This window comes from Citrobacter sp. Cb004 (genome assembly GCF_030337065.1).
GTDB classification, from domain to species: domain Bacteria; phylum Pseudomonadota; class Gammaproteobacteria; order Enterobacterales; family Enterobacteriaceae; genus Citrobacter; species Citrobacter braakii.
Genome location: NZ_JAOWCH010000053.1, coordinates 46014 through 63744, shown reverse-complemented (window position 1 = coordinate 63744; position 17731 = coordinate 46014). Strand labels below are relative to the sequence as shown.

15 protein-coding genes and 4 tRNA genes are annotated in these 17731 nt (G+C 53.3%); 15 read left to right on the top strand and 4 right to left on the bottom strand.

Going from position 1 to position 17731, the window contains the following annotated elements; genetic code table 11:
• Nucleotides 1–30: 30 nt before the first annotated feature.
• The 15 genes from wecB (at nt 31) to OGV65_RS10085 (ending at nt 12806) form a co-directional block, all read left to right on the top strand.
• Nucleotides 31–1161: a non-hydrolyzing UDP-N-acetylglucosamine 2-epimerase gene (gene wecB / locus OGV65_RS10155; protein WP_235117463.1), complete on the top strand. Its 1131-nt coding sequence runs from the start codon at nt 31–33 to the stop codon at nt 1159–1161.
• Nucleotides 1158–2420, top strand: coding sequence for a UDP-N-acetyl-D-mannosamine dehydrogenase (wecC, locus tag OGV65_RS10150; protein ID WP_047358756.1), 1263 nt, complete (start codon nt 1158–1160; stop codon nt 2418–2420). Before wecB ends, wecC begins: the two co-directional genes overlap by 4 nt.
• Nucleotides 2420–3487, top strand: coding sequence for a dTDP-glucose 4,6-dehydratase (gene rffG, locus OGV65_RS10145; protein WP_153689860.1), 1068 nt, complete (start codon nt 2420–2422; stop codon nt 3485–3487). The genes wecC and rffG overlap by 1 nt, the downstream gene beginning before the upstream one ends.
• A 28-nt stretch (nt 3488–3515) precedes the next feature.
• Nucleotides 3516–4397: a glucose-1-phosphate thymidylyltransferase RfbA gene (gene rfbA / locus OGV65_RS10140; protein ID WP_016155112.1), complete on the top strand. Its 882-nt coding sequence runs from the start codon at nt 3516–3518 to the stop codon at nt 4395–4397.
• Entirely contained in the window at nt 4375–5052 is a 678-nt protein-coding gene (rffC, locus tag OGV65_RS10135) for a dTDP-4-amino-4,6-dideoxy-D-galactose acyltransferase (RefSeq protein WP_279263656.1), read from the top strand. The genes rfbA and rffC overlap by 23 nt, the downstream gene beginning before the upstream one ends.
• Nucleotides 5053–5056: 4 nt before the next feature.
• A complete protein-coding gene (gene rffA, locus OGV65_RS10130) occupies nt 5057–6187 on the top strand; it encodes a dTDP-4-amino-4,6-dideoxygalactose transaminase (protein ID WP_200047449.1) in 1131 nt (376 codons plus the stop codon).
• Nucleotide 6188: 1 nt separating this feature from the next.
• A complete protein-coding gene (gene wzxE, locus OGV65_RS10125) occupies nt 6189–7439 on the top strand; it encodes a lipid III flippase WzxE (RefSeq protein WP_279263655.1) in 1251 nt (416 codons plus the stop codon).
• The gene (locus tag OGV65_RS10120) at nt 7436–8515 is read left to right on the top strand and encodes a TDP-N-acetylfucosamine:lipid II N-acetylfucosaminyltransferase (RefSeq protein WP_200047447.1); all 1080 of its coding nucleotides are present in this window, start codon (nt 7436–7438) and stop codon (nt 8513–8515) included. The genes wzxE and OGV65_RS10120 overlap by 4 nt, the downstream gene beginning before the upstream one ends.
• Nucleotides 8512–9867 carry an ECA oligosaccharide polymerase gene (gene wzyE / locus OGV65_RS10115; protein WP_094761733.1) on the top strand — a complete coding sequence of 452 codons (1356 nt, stop codon included), beginning with the start codon at nt 8512–8514 and terminating at the stop codon, nt 9865–9867. Before OGV65_RS10120 ends, wzyE begins: the two co-directional genes overlap by 4 nt.
• Complete coding sequence (gene wecG, locus OGV65_RS10110) at nt 9867–10607, top strand: lipopolysaccharide N-acetylmannosaminouronosyltransferase (protein ID WP_200108582.1); 741 nt, start codon at nt 9867–9869, stop codon at nt 10605–10607. Before wzyE ends, wecG begins: the two co-directional genes overlap by 1 nt.
• 278 nt (nt 10608–10885) lie before the next feature.
• Nucleotides 10886–12271 carry a bifunctional threonine/serine APC transporter ThrP gene (thrP, locus tag OGV65_RS10105; protein ID WP_016155119.1) on the top strand — a complete coding sequence of 462 codons (1386 nt, stop codon included), beginning with the start codon at nt 10886–10888 and terminating at the stop codon, nt 12269–12271.
• Nucleotides 12272–12373: 102 nt separating this feature from the next.
• Nucleotides 12374–12450 (top strand) — tRNA-Arg (locus OGV65_RS10100).
• A gap of 56 nt (nt 12451–12506) precedes the next feature.
• Nucleotides 12507–12582: transfer RNA gene (locus OGV65_RS10095), tRNA-His, on the top strand.
• 20 nt (nt 12583–12602) lie between these two features.
• Nucleotides 12603–12688, top strand: a tRNA-Leu gene (locus OGV65_RS10090).
• Between the two features lie 41 nt (nt 12689–12729).
• A tRNA-Pro gene (locus OGV65_RS10085) sits at nt 12730–12806 on the top strand.
• A 459-nt stretch (nt 12807–13265) separates the two neighbouring features.
• Here the strand turns inward: OGV65_RS10085 and hemY are convergent.
• The 4 genes from hemY to hemC are packed head-to-tail and all read right to left on the bottom strand — an operon-like array spanning nt 13266 to nt 17343.
• The gene (gene hemY / locus OGV65_RS10080; protein WP_047499566.1) at nt 13266–14465 is read right to left on the bottom strand and encodes a protoheme IX biogenesis protein HemY; all 1200 of its coding nucleotides are present in this window, start codon (nt 14463–14465) and stop codon (nt 13266–13268) included.
• Nucleotides 14466–14467: 2 nt separating this feature from the next.
• The gene (gene hemX, locus OGV65_RS10075) at nt 14468–15643 is read right to left on the bottom strand and encodes a uroporphyrinogen-III C-methyltransferase (protein WP_019078439.1); all 1176 of its coding nucleotides are present in this window, start codon (nt 15641–15643) and stop codon (nt 14468–14470) included.
• 21 nt (nt 15644–15664) lie between these two features.
• The gene (gene hemD / locus OGV65_RS10070) at nt 15665–16405 is read right to left on the bottom strand and encodes a uroporphyrinogen-III synthase (protein WP_016155122.1); all 741 of its coding nucleotides are present in this window, start codon (nt 16403–16405) and stop codon (nt 15665–15667) included.
• Nucleotides 16402–17343, bottom strand: coding sequence for a hydroxymethylbilane synthase (gene hemC, locus OGV65_RS10065; protein ID WP_016157846.1), 942 nt, complete (start codon nt 17341–17343; stop codon nt 16402–16404). Before hemC ends, hemD begins: the two co-directional genes overlap by 4 nt.
• Between the last annotated feature and the right edge of the window lie 388 nt (nt 17344–17731).

Here is a 17731-nt window from a genome sequence, read left to right as displayed (position 1 = left end):
GCTCTCACTGCCAATCCGAAGAGAATCGATGTGAAAGTACTGACTGTATTTGGTACGCGACCGGAGGCCATTAAGATGGCTCCTCTGGTTCATGCGCTGGAAAAAGATCCTGATTTTGAGGCGAAAGTTTGCGTTACGGCGCAGCATCGGGAGATGCTCGATCAGGTGTTGAATCTTTTTTCCATTGTACCTGACTACGATCTCAATATTATGCAGCCAGGTCAGGGACTAACAGAAATAACCTGCCGCATCCTGGAAGGGTTAAAGCCTATTTTGGCTGAATTCAAACCCGATGTGGTGTTGGTTCATGGTGATACCACAACCACGATTGCTACCAGTTTGGCCGCGTTCTATCAGCGCATCCCGGTGGGGCATGTAGAGGCTGGTTTACGTACAGGCGATCTCTATTCACCATGGCCGGAAGAGGCTAATCGTACGCTGACCGGGCGTCTGGCAATGTATCATTTTGCCCCAACAGAAAACTCGCGCCAAAATCTGTTACGAGAAGCTATCCCTGATGAGCGTATTTTCGTCACGGGTAATACGGTTATTGACGCGTTGATCTGGGTTCGGGATCGCGTATTGGGAAATGAGACGCTGCGTGCGGATCTGGCCGAACGTTATCCTTTCCTGGATGCTGATAAAAAGATGATCCTGGTGACCGGTCATCGTCGGGAAAGCTTCGGTCGCGGTTTTGAGCAAATCTGTCATGCCCTGGCGGAAATAGCCGCGTCTAACCAAAATGTGCAGATTGTCTATCCGGTACACCTGAACCCTAACGTCAGTGAGCCGGTCAATCGCATCCTGGGTCACGTTGAAAATGTGGTGTTGATTGAACCGCAGGACTACCTGCCATTCGTATGGCTGATGAATCACGCCTGGCTGATCCTTACTGATTCCGGCGGGATTCAGGAAGAAGCGCCGTCTCTGGGGAAACCTGTGCTGGTGATGCGCGAAACAACGGAGCGCCCGGAAGCTATTACCGCAGGGACTGTACGCCTGGTAGGTACAGACCCACAGCGGATTGTTGAAGAAGTCACGCGTTTACTGCATGACGACAATGAATATCAGATCATGAGCCGCGCCCATAATCCGTATGGAGACGGGCTGGCATGTGACCGCATTTTAGATGCATTAAAAAATAATCGGATATCGCTATGAGTTTTACGACCATTTCTGTCATTGGGCTGGGTTATATCGGACTGCCAACGGCGGCTGCCTTTGCTTCCCGTCAAAAACACGTAATTGGCGTAGATATAAATCAACATGCGGTGGATACCATTAATCGCGGTGAAATTCACATCGTTGAGCCCGATCTGGGTGCGGTGGTGAAAACGGCGGTCGAAAATGGGTTTTTACGTGCGAGCGCGACACCCGTAGATGCTGATGCGTATCTGATTGCGGTGCCTACCCCGTTCAAGGGAGATCATGAACCCGATATGGTCTACGTAGAAGCCGCGGCGAAATCTATTGCGCCAGTTTTGAAAAAAGGCGCATTGGTTATTCTGGAATCCACTTCACCTGTCGGGGCAACTGAACAGATGGCCGCATGGCTTGCAGAAATGCGGGCTGACCTGACTTTCCCGCAGCAGGTCGGTGAACAGGCGGACGTTAACATTGCTTATTGCCCAGAGCGCGTACTGCCGGGTCAGGTAATGGTCGAACTGATTAAAAACGATCGGGTGATTGGAGGAATGACCTCCGTCTGTTCCGCGCGCGCCAGCGAGCTGTACAACATCTTTCTCGAAGGCGAATGTGTGGTGACCAACGCCCGCACCGCAGAAATGTGTAAGCTGACGGAAAATAGCTTTCGCGATGTCAATATCGCCTTCGCCAATGAACTGTCGCTGATTTGCGCCGATCAGGGGATCAACGTCTGGGAACTGATTCGCCTGGCAAACCGGCATCCACGCGTGAATATTTTGCAGCCCGGCCCTGGCGTAGGTGGACACTGTATCGCGGTCGATCCGTGGTTTATCGTGGCGCAGAACCCGCAGCAGGCGAAATTGATCCGCACCGCGCGTGAGGTAAACGATGGTAAACCGCATTGGGTGGTCGATCGGGTAAAGGCTGCCGTAGCCGACTGTCTGGCGGATACCAACAAACGGGCTAGCGAAGTGAAAATTGCCTGTTTTGGTCTGGCATTCAAACCCAATATTGACGATTTGCGTGAAAGCCCGGCGATGGGAATTGCGCAGAATATTGCGCAATGGCACAAAGGCGAAATGCTGGTGGTGGAACCGAACATCCATCAACTGCCGAAAAAACTGGATGGTCTTTGCCAACTGGCGACGCTGGACGATGCTCTGGCACGTGCTGATGTGTTGGTCATGTTGGTTGACCATAATGAATTTAAAGGCATCAAAGGCGATGCGGTTCAACAGCAGTACATCGTTGATACCAAAGGGGTCTGGCGCTAATGAAACGAATTCTGGTTACCGGTGGAGCGGGATTTATCGGCTCGGCGGTTGTGCGACACATCATTCATGATACCGAGGATGCGGTGGTTGTGGTCGATAAGCTGACCTACGCCGGAAACCTGATGTCGCTGGAGCCGGTTGCGCAGAATTCCCGTTTTGCCTTTGAGAAAGTGGATATTTGCGATCGGGCATCGCTCGACAGGGTGTTTCAACAATATCAGCCGAACTGCGTGATGCATCTGGCTGCAGAAAGCCATGTCGATCGTTCAATTGATGGTCCCGCCGCCTTTATCGAAACCAACATTGTGGGAACCTACACGCTGTTGGAAGCGGCGCGCGCTTACTGGAGTACATTAGCCAGCGAGGAAAAATTGGCGTTTCGTTTCCACCATATCTCGACTGACGAGGTGTATGGCGATCTCCATTCCACAGATGATTTCTTCACCGAAACCACGCCGTATGCGCCGAGCAGCCCTTATTCCGCGTCGAAAGCCAGCAGCGATCATCTGGTTCGCGCCTGGCTGCGTACCTACGGTCTGCCAACGCTGATTACCAACTGTTCCAATAACTATGGTCCGTACCATTTCCCGGAAAAACTGATTCCGCTGATGATCCTCAACGCACTGGCGGGCAAACCGTTGCCGGTATATGGCAATGGTCAACAGATCCGTGACTGGTTGTATGTAGAAGATCACGCCAGGGCGCTCTATTGCGTGGCGACGACGGGCGCGGTTGGGGAAACCTATAATATTGGTGGCCATAACGAGCGTAAAAACCTGGATGTTGTCGAAACGGTTTGCAGCCTGTTGGAAGAGCTGGCTCCGCATAAACCGCAGGGCATCGCGCAGTACCGCGACTTGATCGCTTTTGTGGACGATCGCCCAGGCCATGATTTGCGTTACGCCATTGACGCTTCAAAAATTGCGCGTGAACTCGGGTGGATGCCGCAGGAAACGTTTGAAAGTGGAATGCGCAAAACCGTGCAGTGGTATCTGGATAATCAGGCATGGTGGAAACCCGTGCAGGACGGCAGTTACCAGGGCGAACGTTTAGGTCTGAAGGGCTAACAGCCTGGTTTTGCGGAGGAGACAACGCATGAAAGGTATCATTCTGGCGGGTGGCTCAGGTACTCGCTTGTATCCCATTACGCGGGGCGTATCGAAGCAACTATTGCCCATTTACGATAAGCCGATGATTTACTACCCGCTATCGGTACTGATGCTGGCGGGAATTCGCGAAATCCTGATTATCACCACTCCGGAAGATAAAGGCTATTTCCAGCGTTTGCTGGGCGATGGATCTGAGTTCGGCATTGAACTGCACTATGCTGAGCAACCGAGCCCGGATGGATTAGCGCAGGCTTTTATTATCGGTGAAACGTTTCTTAACGGTGAACCATCGTGCCTGGTGTTAGGGGACAACATCTTCTTTGGTCAAGGATTCAGTCCAAAACTGCGTCATGTGGCCGCCAGAACGCAAGGCGCGACGGTGTTTGGCTATCAGGTCATGGACCCTGAACGTTTTGGTGTTGTTGAGTTTGATGACAATTTTCGCGCAGTCTCTCTGGAAGAGAAGCCGAAAGCGCCGAAATCTAATTGGGCGGTGACAGGGCTCTATTTTTATGACAGCAAAGTGGTGGAATACGCGAAACGCGTGAAACCTTCTGAGCGTGGGGAGCTGGAGATTACGTCTATCAACCAGATGTATCTTGATGACGGACATCTGACGGTTGAATTGCTTGGGCGTGGCTTTGCCTGGCTGGATACCGGTACGCATGACAGTTTGATCGAAGCGAGCACTTTTGTGCAGACGGTGGAGAAACGCCAGGGCTTTAAAATAGCCTGTCTGGAAGAAATCGCCTGGCGTAACGGTTGGCTGGATGACGAAGGCGTGAAGCGTGCCGCCAGTTCACTGGCCAAAACGGGTTATGGTCAATACCTGCTGGAGCTGCTCCGTGCTCGTCCGCGCCAGTATTGAGCCGCTTAGCTGGGAAAATACGTTCTTTGGCGTGAATAGCGCCATTGTCCGTTTTGACCAACGCGCGCCGGTTCTAACCGCGGATGCGTTGCTGCCCTGGTCGCGTGTACAAGCAAAAATACTTGCCGCAAATAGCCATGAATTGGATGCTCTTCAGCATTTGGGTTTCTCAATGGTAGAAGGTGAAGTCGATTTTGTACTGCCGGTGACGTGTGCCTGCGGCGACCCCGGTGCGCAGGTCGCGCAACCTACGGATATCCCGGTATTACGCCATCTGGCAGGACAGGCATTTGCGCAAAGTCGTTTTCGCGCCCCGTGGTATGCCGAAGATGCCAGCGCGCGTTTTTACGCACAGTGGATTGAAAACGCGGTGCTGGGGACGTTTGATCACCAATGCCTCGTTTTTCGTAAACCGACTGGTGAGATTCGTGGCTATGTCTCGCTGCGTGAACTGAATGCGACCGAGGCGCGAATTGGCCTGCTGGCCGGGCGTGGTGCGGGTGCAGAACTGATGCAGGCCGCGCTTTGCTGGGCACAGGCCCGCGGTAAAACAACATTGCGTGTGGCGACCCAAATGGGTAACACCGCCGCGCTTAAACGTTATATACACAGTGGTGCGAATGTGGAAAGCACCGCGTATTGGTTATACAGGTGACACGATGATTCCATTTAATGCACCGCCGGTGGTGGGAACTGAACTCGATTACATGCAGTCTGCGATGAATAGCGGCAAACTGTGTGGTGACGGTGGCTTTACCCGTCGCTGTCAGCAGTGGCTGGAGCAGCATTTTGGCAGCGAGAAAGTGCTGTTGACGCCCTCCTGCACCGCATCGCTTGAGATGGCGGCATTGCTGCTGGATATCCAGCCTGGCGATGAAGTCATTATGCCGAGCTACACGTTTGTCTCTACGGCCAATGCCTTCGTGTTGCGCGGCGCGAAAATCGTCTTTGTTGATATTCGCCCGGATACCATGAACATTGACGAAACGCTGATTGAAGCGGCGATCACCGATAAAACCCGCGCTATTGTGCCGGTACATTACGCGGGCGTGGCCTGCGAAATGGATACCATCATGGGGCTGGCCACTAAACATAACCTGTATGTGGTGGAAGATGCCGCCCAGGGCGTCATGTCGACCTACAAGGGGCGTGCGCTGGGTACGATTGGTCACATCGGCTGCTTTAGCTTCCATGAGACCAAAAACTATACCGCAGGCGGGGAAGGTGGAGCGACGCTGATTAATGATAAAAAATTAGTCGAGCGCGCAGAGATCATCCGTGAAAAAGGGACGAACCGTAGTCAGTTTTTCCGCGGCCAGGTAGACAAGTATACCTGGCGTGATATCGGTTCCAGCTATTTGATGTCCGATCTGCAGGCGGCTTATCTGTGGGCGCAGTTGGAAGCGGCTGATCGTATTAACCAGCAGCGTCTGGCGCTGTGGCAAAAGTATTACGATGCCCTGGAACCGCTGGCGCGTGCCGGGCGTATTGAGCTGCCTTCGATACCGGAGGGTTGCGTACAGAATGCCCATATGTTTTACATCAAGCTGCGCGATATCGACGATCGCACGGCGTTGATTAACTTCCTGAAAGAAGCTGAAATTATGGCGGTGTTCCACTATATCCCGCTGCATGATTGCCCGGCTGGCGATAAATTCGGCGTGTTTGCCGGTGTTGATCGTTACACCACCCAAGAGAGCGAACGCCTGCTGCGTTTACCGCTGTTTTACAATCTGTCGCCGGTGAACCAGCGAACAGTCATTACGACCTTACTCAACTACTTCGCCTGATATGTCGCTTGCAAAAGCGTCCTTATGGACGGCGGCCAGTACGCTGGTAAAAATTGGCGCAGGTTTGCTGGTTGTGAAGTTGCTGGCGGTGTCGTTTGGACCGGCAGGCGTGGGGCAGGCGGGCAACTTCCGCCAGATGGTCACCGTGCTTGGCGTGTTGGCGGGGGCCGGCATTTTCAATGGCGTCACGAAATACGTTGCGCAGCATTATGACGATCCGGCCCGGCTCCGTAAGGTGGTCGGTACATCTTCCGCGATGGTGCTGGGATTCTCTACGCTGATGGCGGTGATTTTTTTGCTGGCGGCCGCACCTATCAGTCAGGGATTATTTGGTCATACTCATTATCAGGGGCTGGTTCGACTGGTTGCGCTGGTGCAGATGGGCATTGCCTGGGCGAACCTGCTGCTGGCGCTGATGAAGGGCTTCCGCGATGCGGCGGGTAACGCGCTGTCGTTGATTGTGGGGAGCCTGGTGGGTGTAGCGGCTTATTATGGCTGTTATCGCCTGGGAGGGTATGAAGGCGCCTTGCTGGGCCTGGCGCTGGTACCTGCGCTGGTCGTTCTCCCTGCCGCTATAATGCTGATTAAGCGTGGGACTATCCCCCTGCATTACCTGAAACCCTCGTGGGATAACGGTCTGGCAGGGCAGTTAAGCAAGTTTACGCTGATGGCGCTGATTACCTCCGTAACGCTGCCAGTGGCATACGTGATGATGCGAAACCTGTTGGCGGCGCAGTACAGCTGGGATGATGTGGGGATCTGGCAGGGGGTGAGCAGTATCTCCGATGCTTATCTGCAATTTATCACCGCCTCATTCAGCGTTTACTTGCTGCCGACGTTGTCGCGTTTGACTGAAAAGCGCGATATTACACGCGAAGTGATAAAGTCGTTGAAATTCGTGCTGCCGGCGGTTGCTGCCGCAAGCTTTACCGTCTGGCTACTGCGCGATTTTGCTATCTGGCTGCTTTTCTCCGCTAAATTCACCGCCATGCGCGACCTGTTCGCCTGGCAACTGGTCGGTGATGTGCTGAAAGTCGGCGCCTATGTTTTCGGTTATCTGGTGATCGCGAAAGCGTCGCTGCGGTTTTATATCTTGGCAGAAATTAGCCAGTTCATGTTATTGACGGCGTTTGCACATTGGCTGATCCCTGCACATGGTGCGCTGGGCGCGGCACAGGCTTACATGGCAACGTACATTGTCTATTTCTCTCTTTGTTGTGGCGTGTTTTTACTCTGGCGTAGGCGGGTATGACTGTACTGATTCACGTTCTGGGATCGGATATCCCTCACCATAACCAAACCGTGCTGCGGTTTTTCAACGACTCGCTGGCCGCGACGAGCGAGCACGCGCGCACGTTTATGGTTGCAGGTCAGGATGCCGGATTCAGTGAGAACTGCCCGGCGTTATCGCTAAGCTTCTATGGTGGGAAAAAGGCGCTGGCTGAAGCGGTTATCGCGAAAGCAAAAGCGGATCGCCAACAGCGTTTTTTCTTCCACGGTCAGTTTAACACCAGCCTGTGGTTAGCGCTGCTGAGCGGGGGAATTAAACCAGAGCAGTTTTACTGGCATATCTGGGGCGCGGATTTATATGAAGTCTCCAGTGGACTGAAATTTCGCCTGTTTTACCCCATTCGCCGTATGGCGCAGAATCGCGTGGGCTGCGTATTTGCCACGCGGGGTGATTTGAGCTATTTCGCCGAACAGCATCCGCGCGTGCGTGGCGAGTTGCTCTATTTCCCAACGCGGATGGATCCCTCGCTCAATAATATGAGCAACGCGTGTCAGCGCAGCGGCAAGATGACGGTGCTGGTTGGCAACTCTGGCGATCGCAGCAATGAGCATATTGCCGCGCTACGCGCCGTCCATCAGCAGTTCGGCGACACGGTGAATGTGATTGTACCGATGGGGTACCCCGCCAATAATGCGGCTTATATCGACGAGGTTCGTCAGGCCGGCCTGGCATTGTTTAGCGCTGAGAATCTGCAAATTTTAAGTGAAAAGCTGGAATTTGATGCCTATCTGACATTATTACGTCAGTGTGATTTGGGTTACTTTATTTTTGCCCGTCAGCAGGGGATCGGTACCCTGTGTTTACTGATTCAGGCCGGTATCCCGTGCGTGCTCAACCGTGAAAATCCCTTCTGGCAGGATATGGTGGAACAGAATCTCCCGGTGTTATTTACCACTGATGAGCTCAATGAAGGCGTCGTACGCGAAGCGCAGCGCCAGTTGGCATCGGTAGATAAAAATACAATCACCTTCTTTAGCCCGAATTATCTGCAGCCGTGGCACAACGCGCTGCGCATTGCTTCAGGAGAAACTGTATGAGCCTGATGCAATTTTGCGGTCTGCTTGTGGTATGGCTGCTCTCCACCTTGTTTATCGCCACGCTGACCTGGTTTGAATTCCGCCGCGTGCGTTTTAACTTCAATGTTTTCTTCTCACTGCTGTTTTTGCTGACGTTCTTCTTCGGATTCCCGTTGACCAGCATACTGGTGTTCCGTTTTGATGTGGCAGTTGCTCCGCCGGAGATCCTACTGCAGGCCTTGCTGTCAGCCGCCTGTTTCTATGCCGTCTACTACGTGACGTATAAAACCCGCCTTCGCAAGCGAGTCGAGGATAAGCCACGCAGGCCGCTATTTACCATCAATCGCGTTGAAGCGCATTTGACCTGGGTTATCCTGATGGCGATTGCATTGGTGAGCGTGGGCGTCTTCTTTATGCACAACGGATTCCTGCTGTTCAGACTGCAATCCTACAGCCAAATTTTTTCCAGCGAAGTCTCTGGGGTCGCTCTGAAGCGTTTCTTCTACTTCTTCATTCCGGCAATGTTGGTGGTCTATTTCCTGCGTCAGGACAGCAAAGCGTGGTTATTCTTCCTGGTGAGTACCGTCGCGTTTGGTTTGCTGACCTATATGATTGTTGGCGGGACGCGCGCCAATATCATCATTGCGTTTGCCATCTTCTTGTTTATCGGCATCATTCGCGGCTGGATTTCGCTGTGGATGTTGGCCGCCGCGGGCGTGCTGGGTATCGTCGGGATGTTCTGGCTGGCGCTGAAGCGCTATGGGATGAACGTTAGCGGCGACGAGGCGTTCTATACCTTCCTGTACCTCACGCGGGATACCTTCTCGCCGTGGGAGAATCTGGCGCTGTTGCTGCAAAATTACCACAATATTGAGTTTCAAGGGCTGGCGCCGATTGTCCGTGACTTCTACGTCTTTATCCCCTCCTGGCTGTGGCCTGGGCGGCCGAGTATTGTCCTCAACTCAGCGAACTACTTTACCTGGGAAGTGTTGAACAACCACTCAGGTCTGGCGATTTCGCCGACGTTAATTGGTTCACTGGTGGTGATGGGCGGGGCGCTGTTTATCCCGTTAGGCGCGATTGTCGTTGGACTCATCATCAAGTGGTTTGACTGGCTGTATGAGTTAGGCAACCGCGAAACCAATCGCTACAAGGCGGCGATTCTGCACAGTTTCTGTTTTGGCGCTATTTTCAATATGATCGTGTTGGCACGTGAAGGGCTGGATTCGTTTGTCTCGCGAGTGGTCTTTTTCCTCGTGATTTTCGGCGTTTGTCTGCTGGTGGCAAAACTGCTGTTTTGGCTATTCGATAGTGCGGGACTCATCCATAAACGAATCAAATCGCTGCCCCGGACACAGATTGAAGGATCGTAATGACAGATAACACAACTGCGCCACTCTACTCGCTGCGCGGGTTACAATTGATTGGCTGGCGCGATATGCAGCATGCGCTAAATTACCTGTTTGCCGAGGGACATCTCAGGTCAGGAACGCTGGTGGCAATCAACGCTGAGAAGATGCTGACGGCAGAAGATAACCCTGAAGTGCGGGATTTGATCAACGCCGCTGAGTTCAAATATGCGGATGGGATTAGCGTGGTGCGCTCAGTGCGCAAAAAATTCCCGCAGGCGCATGTTTCACGCGTGGCAGGGGCTGATCTTTGGGAAGCGCTTATGGCGCGAGCCGGGCAGGAAGGAACGCCTGTCTTCCTGATTGGTGGCAAGCCTGAAGTTCTGGCGCAAACGGAAGCCAAACTGCGTGCCCAGTGGCGCGTGAACATTGTAGGCAGTCAGGACGGTTATTTTACCCCGGACCAGCGTCAGGCATTGTTTGAACGTATCCACGCCAGCGGTGCGCAGATTGTGACGGTGGCGATGGGCTCGCCGAAACAAGAGATCTTTATGCGTGACTGCCGGAAGATTCACCCTGAAGCGCTGTATATGGGCGTCGGTGGTACCTACGACGTCTTTACCGGTCACGTTAAGCGTGCGCCGCGAATCTGGCAGACTCTGGGGCTGGAGTGGCTGTATCGCTTATTGTCGCAGCCAAGCCGTATCACTCGTCAACTTCGCTTATTACGCTATCTCCGCTGGCACTATACCGGCAACCTCTGACGCCCTCCCTCCTTTGATAAGTAGCGTGATCTGCTAATTACGCTACTTATTCACAACATAATCGCTGCTTTCTCGCACAATCTATTTATTTTTTGAATGCTTTAATTGCCATTTAAGCGATTTTAGGAAACCATTCGCAACAATCATTGCAGTGCCGTGGTGTTTTTGACGCCAGCCGTTAAGCGGTCGGTGCCGTATGGCCTGTTATGGCATAACAAGATGTACCCATAACGAGAACCGGTAATACCGGACAGTATGCAAACACAACAAGAGGATTTATGGCCGAGAACAAACCTGAGCTACAGCGTGGGCTGGAGGCTCGTCACATCGAATTAATTGCCCTTGGGGGGACTATTGGCGTCGGGCTATTTATGGGGGCCGCCAGTACCCTGAAATGGGCGGGACCTTCGGTTCTGCTGGCATACATCGTCGCCGGGCTGTTCGTCTTTTTCATTATGCGTTCTATGGGGGAGATGTTATTCCTCGAGCCGGTTGCCGGTTCATTTGCTGTTTACGCTCATCGATATATGAGCCCCTTCTTTGGTTATCTCACTGCCTGGTCATACTGGTTTATGTGGATGGCGGTGGGGATATCAGAGATTACCGCTATCGGGGTGTACGTCCAGTTCTGGTTCCCGGAAATGGCACAATGGATACCCGCACTGATTGCTGTCGGACTGGTTGCGTTGGCAAATCTCGCCGCGGTTCGCCTGTATGGTGAAATTGAGTTCTGGTTTGCCATGATTAAAGTGACCACCATCATTGTGATGATCGTCATTGGATTAGGGGTGATTTTCTTCGGTTTTGGCAATGGCGGTCAGGCGATCGGCTTTGGCAACCTGACTGAGCACGGCGGCTTCTTTGCTGGTGGTTGGAAGGGCTTCCTGACGGCATTGTGTATTGTCGTGGCTTCTTACCAGGGCGTGGAGCTGATCGGCATTACTGCGGGTGAAGCGAAGAATCCGCAGGTCACGCTGCGGAGTGCAGTAGGGAAAGTGCTGTGGCGTATTCTGATTTTCTACGTCGGTGCGATTTTTGTTATCGTCACTATTTTCCCGTGGAATGAGATTGGCAGTAACGGTAGCCCGTTTGTTTTGACCTTTGCCAAGATTGGTATTACCGCCGCGGCAGGGATTATTAACTTTGTGGTCCTGACGGCGGCGCTGTCGGGCTGTAACAGTGGGATGTACAGCTGTGGGCGTATGCTTTACGCGCTGGCAAAGAATCGCCAGTTACCTGCCGCCGTTGGAAAAGTTTCTCGCCAGGGCGTGCCGGTTGCCGGCGTGGCTATTTCTATCGCGATCCTGCTGGTTGGTTCGTGCCTGAACTACATCATTCCCAACCCGCAGCGTGTGTTCGTTTATGTCTATAGCGCCAGCGTGCTGCCGGGGATGGTGCCGTGGTTTGTGATCCTGATAAGCCAGATACGTTTCCGTCAGGCGCATAAAGCGGCGATCGCCAGTCATCCTTTCCGCTCGATTCTGTTCCCGTGGGCGAACTATTTGACGATGGCGTTCCTGATTTGCGTATTAATCGGCATGTACTTTAATGAAGATACCCGAATGTCGCTGTTTGTTGGCATTATCTTCTTACTGGCCGTGACGCTCATTTATAAGGTTTTTGGCCTGAATCGTCATGGCACAGCCCAAAAATTGCAGGAATAAGCGACAAAACGCACAAACCATGACCAAACGATAATTTATTTTAAAAAAGCACTAGACAGCAGACCGAGACCTCCGTAATATCCAGCCCCGCAACGGCGCTAAGCGCCCGTAGCTCAGCTGGATAGAGCGCTGCCCTCCGGAGGCAGAGGTCTCAGGTTCGAATCCTGTCGGGCGCACCATTTAGTAAGGTGCCGGAGCTGCGGTGGTTTTAATACCGCGTAAAAGATTTGCAGTGGTGGCTATAGCTCAGTTGGTAGAGCCCTGGATTGTGATTCCAGTTGTCGTGGGTTCGAATCCCATTAGCCACCCCATTAATTTAAAGTTGTGAAATGCGAAGGTGGCGGAATTGGTAGACGCGCTAGCTTCAGGTGTTAGTGTCCTTAGGATGTGGGGGTTCGAGTCCCCCCCCTCGCACCACGACTTAAAGAATTGAACTAAAAATTCAAAAAGCAGTAAAACGGCGAGTAGCGCAGCTTGGTAGCGCAACTGGTTTGGGACCAGTGGGTCGGAGGTTCGAATCCTCTCTCGCCGACCAATTTTGAACCCCGCTTCGGCGGGGTTTTTTGTTTTCTGATTTTCCCTTCTCAGCCTTTATTTCCCCGAATTTCCTGATGTCTTAAAAAGTCCGGTTCCATTGTTTTTGCAGTGCAATCGTGGCATGCCTTGTGCAATAATATACGGGTAGATGCTCATTCCATCTCTTATGTTCGCCATCTGGCCTCATAAACTCAGGAATGATGCAGAGCCGTTTACGGTGCTTATCGTCCACAGACAGATGTCGCTCTGGCCTCATCAAACACCATGGACATAACGTTGAGTGAAGCACCCATTTATGTTGTCATACAGACCTGTTTAACGCCTGCTCCAAAAGAGCGGGCGTTTTTTTATGCATATACACCTCATCCTTCAAGTCGCCTCGAAGCATCTCGAATGATTTGGTGTATATGAAATAACGGTAGGCCCGGTAAGCGAAGCGTCACCGGGCAAGAGGGAGTTACTGTGGGGGATTATTGTTCTGCAGCGTCAACATCAGGCCATCACGACGCATGGTGGCGGCTTCTTCCGGCTGATGCAGTCTGTCCAGCGCGTCAGCAAGCCAGGCGTAGTCATAGGCATCTGGACGCTGTTTGAGAGCGGCACGGAAGGCGAACGTGGCTTCCTGCCATTCGCCGTGCTTCATTAGCGATTGGCCCAGCGTGCTCCACAGTAATGGGCGATCGCCGACGGCTTTAATCTGCTGGCGCAACACTTTTTCTATCTGTTCCGGGTTGTTGGTTTTCAGACGCGGGATCGGCAGCACCAGGCGGTCGTCATACTGGCGTTTAAGACCATCAATGATGACCTGCTGCGCCGTATCGTGATCGTCACACTCAATCAGATGTTCAGCCATTGCCACCTGCAGGGCAACCTGGTGACGGGTTTTACGGTTCTGGTTTTTCCACCATGCACGTAGCCCCTCGCTGCCCTGATCGGCGCGAACCTGATCCATCAGACCAACCCATGCCTGCTGTTCCAGCATCGCGCGGTGCTCGTCATCACCCACGTGCGCTTTTGCCATGGATGGAATGATATCCAGTAACGAACTCCATGCACCGGTACGAATGTAGGCCTGTTCAGCCAGACGTAGCACTTCCGGATGACGTGGCGTCACTTCCAGCAGTTTATCTACGCTGTGGCGCGCGGCGTGATTTTCATTACGCGCCAACTGCAGGCGAACACGAGTGATTTCTACCGGGATCGTATCATTTCCGGCCAGTTCGGTTGCACGCTCAAGGTGTTGGTTGGCACGTGCTTCGTCACCGCGCTGTTGAGCCGCTTCTGCCGCCAGCAGGTAATTCACTACCGGCTGTTCTGCATGATCGGCGTTTTTCGACATCAGCTTTTCAACCTGCTGATAATCGCCTTCTGCCAGCTTGAGCAGCGCCTGCTCCGTCTGCTTACGGGCGCGACGACGCTTCCGACCGACAAACCATCCGCGGGTATGCGCGCCAGTGCGGAAAATTCGGCGCAGCAGCCATTCAATCGCAAACAGGACGACCATTGCGACGATCAGAATGATCACCAGACCCGTCACGCTGGTTTCGATATTGTAATTATCCGTCTGGATCAGTACGTAGCCCTGATGACCGGCAATCATTGGACCGACAACGATCCCGGCGATCAACAGCACAAAGAGCAATAATACTTTTAGCATCATTATTCTCCTTGCGGCGCAGTTGCCGGAGTTTCAGCTGAAGGCGCAGGAGCTGCTGCAACCGGCGCTGTGGCAGGCTGTGCCAGTAAATTACGTACGCGGGTCTGCATGAGCTTGTCGAGAAGCGCCTGGCTCTGCAGCGTTTCCGGTACGTCCATGCTGATGCTTTGTTGGCTCAGTTGGTCTACCTCTTCAAGGAAAGCTTTGGTGGCTGCATCGTCCGTGTCGTAGTAGGCGCGCACCCAGGTGGAGACGTTTTCCAGCGCCTGGCGATATGTTTCCTCCTGATGACGCGGCACGGCCTGGGCGGCCACTAACAGGCGAGAACGGATATTTTCACGTAAGTAAACGTCCTGGTTCGGTGCCAGCAGCGGGACGGCGGTTTCATCACGACGGCGAACGGTGATAAAGCTGTCCATAAAGTTCTGCCAGCTTTTTTGCAGATTGACGCGCCATTCGCTGATCGAGCTGGAAAGCTCGCTGCTGTCGGAATCCATCGGCGAATCGTCGGTGTCGTTGTCGGCCAGACGCAGATTATCAATCTGGTTAGAGAGCTGATTCACTTTCAGGATAATGCCGTCATAGTCGACCTGAGTCACTGCAGAGAGGCTCGCGATATCGTCGGTAATCGCGCGACGGGCGGTAATCAGGCTTGGGTCATTCATATCCGCCAGGCTGGCGTCAGCGCTTTTCAGCAGCGCCGCGGCGGTAGTAACGTCCTGATCGCTCCATAATTTGCGACCGGCCAGTTTCACCAGAAAATCAGCCTGCGCCAGCAGCCATGTCCCGGCATCGCTGCCGGAGATAGTAGCGACTTTTTGCTGGACTTCGTCAAGCTGTTTGACCAGCGCGGCCTGCTGGCGAGCGGCTTCATCCAGCTGCGTTGCCTGCTGCTTAATAATGCCTTCCAGCTCAGCTTTTTGGCTTTCTTGCGCTTTTTGCAACGCCGTAAGCTGGTTTGCCAGCGCATCGCTGGTTGCTGTCTGCGTTGTTGCCTGCTGTTTCCCCCAACCGTACAGCCCAACGCCTGCAGCCAGCGCAATAGCAATCGCCACAGCGCTCAGAATCAGCGCCGTGCTGTTCTTACTCTTTTTTTCAGTATTGACTGGCTGTGACGTGGTTTCCACGGCCTCCCTGGTCTCTTCAACCACGGCGGAGGATTTTTCTTGTTCCGTCATTATGGCATCCCATTATGAGAGTTATTGTAATGCGCGTAGTAGCGCATCGTTGTCGGCGTTATCAGCGACCTTAATATCTTGCCAGCCCAGTTCCCGGGCGAGGTGCGCCAGACGCTCACTGACGACCAGCAGCCGACAGCGTAGTAACCAGTGCTCACGATACCACTGCGGAATGAGCGACCAGAGCTGTTGTAGCATCTCTCCGCTGGTGACAACCACCGTGGTCACACCACGAGATTGCCAGCGCATCGCTTCTTCTGCACCATCGTAATATTTTGCACTGCGTTGATAACATTCACAAAAATCGACATCAGCTCCGCGTGCTGTCAGGGTTTCACCTATCAGCTCACGGCCACCATTGCCGCGTAATATCAGCGCGCGTTTTCCCGCAATATTTTGTAATTCAGGTAATTGTAGCAAGACTTCGCTAATTTCCCGATCCAGAGGGTAGTGAATATTGAAACCGCTAACGGTATGCAGCGCCAGCGCCGTTGTGCGACCAATGGCAAAATAACGCGGAAGGGAGGGCCAGCTTTTCCCTTGTTGCTGAAGTTCGGCATCTGCAAAGGTGACGGCGTGCTGCGAGAGGGCGAAGACCAGATCGTTTTCCGTCAGCGCCGACAGTCGGGAAGCCAGCGTTGCCAGCTCCCGACCGGGCGAAAACTCGATGAGCGGAAAGCTCCAGGCCACCTGCCCCAGTGTGCGCAGACGGCTCACTAACTCTTCCCCTGCGGGAGACGGGCGGGTGACCAGAATACTCATGCGGGGGCTTCTCCGTTGTAAACTTCAGCCAGAATGGTGCGCGCGCCGTTCTCCAGCAGCTCTTCAGCCAGAGAGATGCCCATCTGTTCAGCTTCCTGCGCGGCGCCGCGACGTTCTCCGCATACCATCTGCGAACCGTCAGGCGCGCCGACCAGCGCCCGCAGCCAAATCTCACCGTTAATGAGTTCTGCATAACTGCCGATAGGGACCTGACATCCCCCTTCCAGGCGGGTATTCATGGCGCGTTCGGCTTTGACGCGCAGCGCCGTCTCTTCATGGTTGAGCGGCGCTAACAGCGCCTGAGTGCGCATATCATCCAGTCGACATTCTATGCCAACTGCGCCTTGCCCGACAGCGGGAAGGGAGACTTCCGGCGGCAGAGCGGTGCGGACTCGCGACTCAAGACCTAAACGTTTTAATCCGGCGACCGCCAGAATAATGGCGTCATAATCGCCGTTATCCAGTTTGCTCAGACGCGTACCTACGTTACCGCGCAGTGAACGGATGACGAGATCCGGGCGACGCTTTGCCAACTGGCACTGGCGACGCAAACTGGATGTCCCGACGATACTGCCTGCCGGGAGTTCATCCAGCGTGTTGTACTTATTTGAGACGAAAGCATCACGCGGATCCTCTCGCTCGCAAATGGTGACCAGTCCAAGACCGTCAGGGAATTCAACCGGCACATCCTTCATGGAATGCACGGCGATATCGGCGCGTTTTTCCAGCAGCGCGACTTCCAGCTCTTTAACAAACAACCCTTTCCCCCCGACTTTCGCCAGCGGGGTATCAAGGATCACATCGCCACGGGTTACCATCGGAACCAGTTCCACGATCAGACCGGGGTGGTTTGCCATTAAGGCGTCTTTGACATAATGTGCCTGCCAGAGCGCAAGGGGGCTTTGGCGTGTGGCAATTCTCAAAACATTGTCTAACATGCTTGTTACCGTCATTATCAATCATTGACCATCCTAACATCCTTATCAAAGGGATGTCAGCGTTACGCTCAAACGTGAGTGAGAGGAAAAGGCGCTGCATCATCACTGGCAGTGAATAATGACGAGAAACCTCCCGACCGTATGAAGGAATTTACACGTAACGAACGGTGCTACACTTGTATGTAGCGCATCTTTCTTTACGGTCAATGAGCAAGGTGTTAAATTGATCACGTTTTAGACCATTTTTTCGGCTGTACAGCATAAAAAAATATGGGCGAAAAAACAGGTAACGGTTATTTTTGACATACGGTTTATCCGAATTGATGACGATTATTGTGAGCCCTTGTGCCGCAGCAATCGACAACATGACGGATAGCAACATCAGGCG

Bases quoted from the DNA above. Each gene is read 5' to 3' on its own strand.
- rfbA (WP_016155112.1), top strand. From the start codon at position 3,516: ATGAAAGGTATCATTCTGGCGGGTGGCTCAGGTACTCGCTTGTATCCC.
- hemD (WP_016155122.1), bottom strand. From the start codon at position 16,405: ATGAGTATTCTGGTCACCCGCCCGTCTCCCGCAGGGGAAGAGTTAGTG.
- hemC (WP_016157846.1), bottom strand. From the start codon at position 17,343: ATGTTAGACAATGTTTTGAGAATTGCCACACGCCAAAGCCCCCTTGCG.
- rffG (WP_153689860.1), top strand. From the start codon at position 2,420: ATGAAACGAATTCTGGTTACCGGTGGAGCGGGATTTATCGGCTCGGCG.
- wzyE (WP_094761733.1), top strand. From the start codon at position 8,512: ATGAGCCTGATGCAATTTTGCGGTCTGCTTGTGGTATGGCTGCTCTCC.
- wzxE (WP_279263655.1), top strand. From the start codon at position 6,189: ATGTCGCTTGCAAAAGCGTCCTTATGGACGGCGGCCAGTACGCTGGTA.
- thrP (WP_016155119.1), top strand. From the start codon at position 10,886: ATGGCCGAGAACAAACCTGAGCTACAGCGTGGGCTGGAGGCTCGTCAC.
- wecG (WP_200108582.1), top strand. From the start codon at position 9,867: ATGACAGATAACACAACTGCGCCACTCTACTCGCTGCGCGGGTTACAA.
- hemY (WP_047499566.1), bottom strand. From the start codon at position 14,465: ATGCTAAAAGTATTATTGCTCTTTGTGCTGTTGATCGCCGGGATCGTT.
- wecC (WP_047358756.1), top strand. From the start codon at position 1,158: ATGAGTTTTACGACCATTTCTGTCATTGGGCTGGGTTATATCGGACTG.
- rffA (WP_200047449.1), top strand. From the start codon at position 5,057: ATGATTCCATTTAATGCACCGCCGGTGGTGGGAACTGAACTCGATTAC.
- hemX (WP_019078439.1), bottom strand. From the start codon at position 15,643: ATGACGGAACAAGAAAAATCCTCCGCCGTGGTTGAAGAGACCAGGGAG.
- OGV65_RS10120 (WP_200047447.1), top strand. From the start codon at position 7,436: ATGACTGTACTGATTCACGTTCTGGGATCGGATATCCCTCACCATAAC.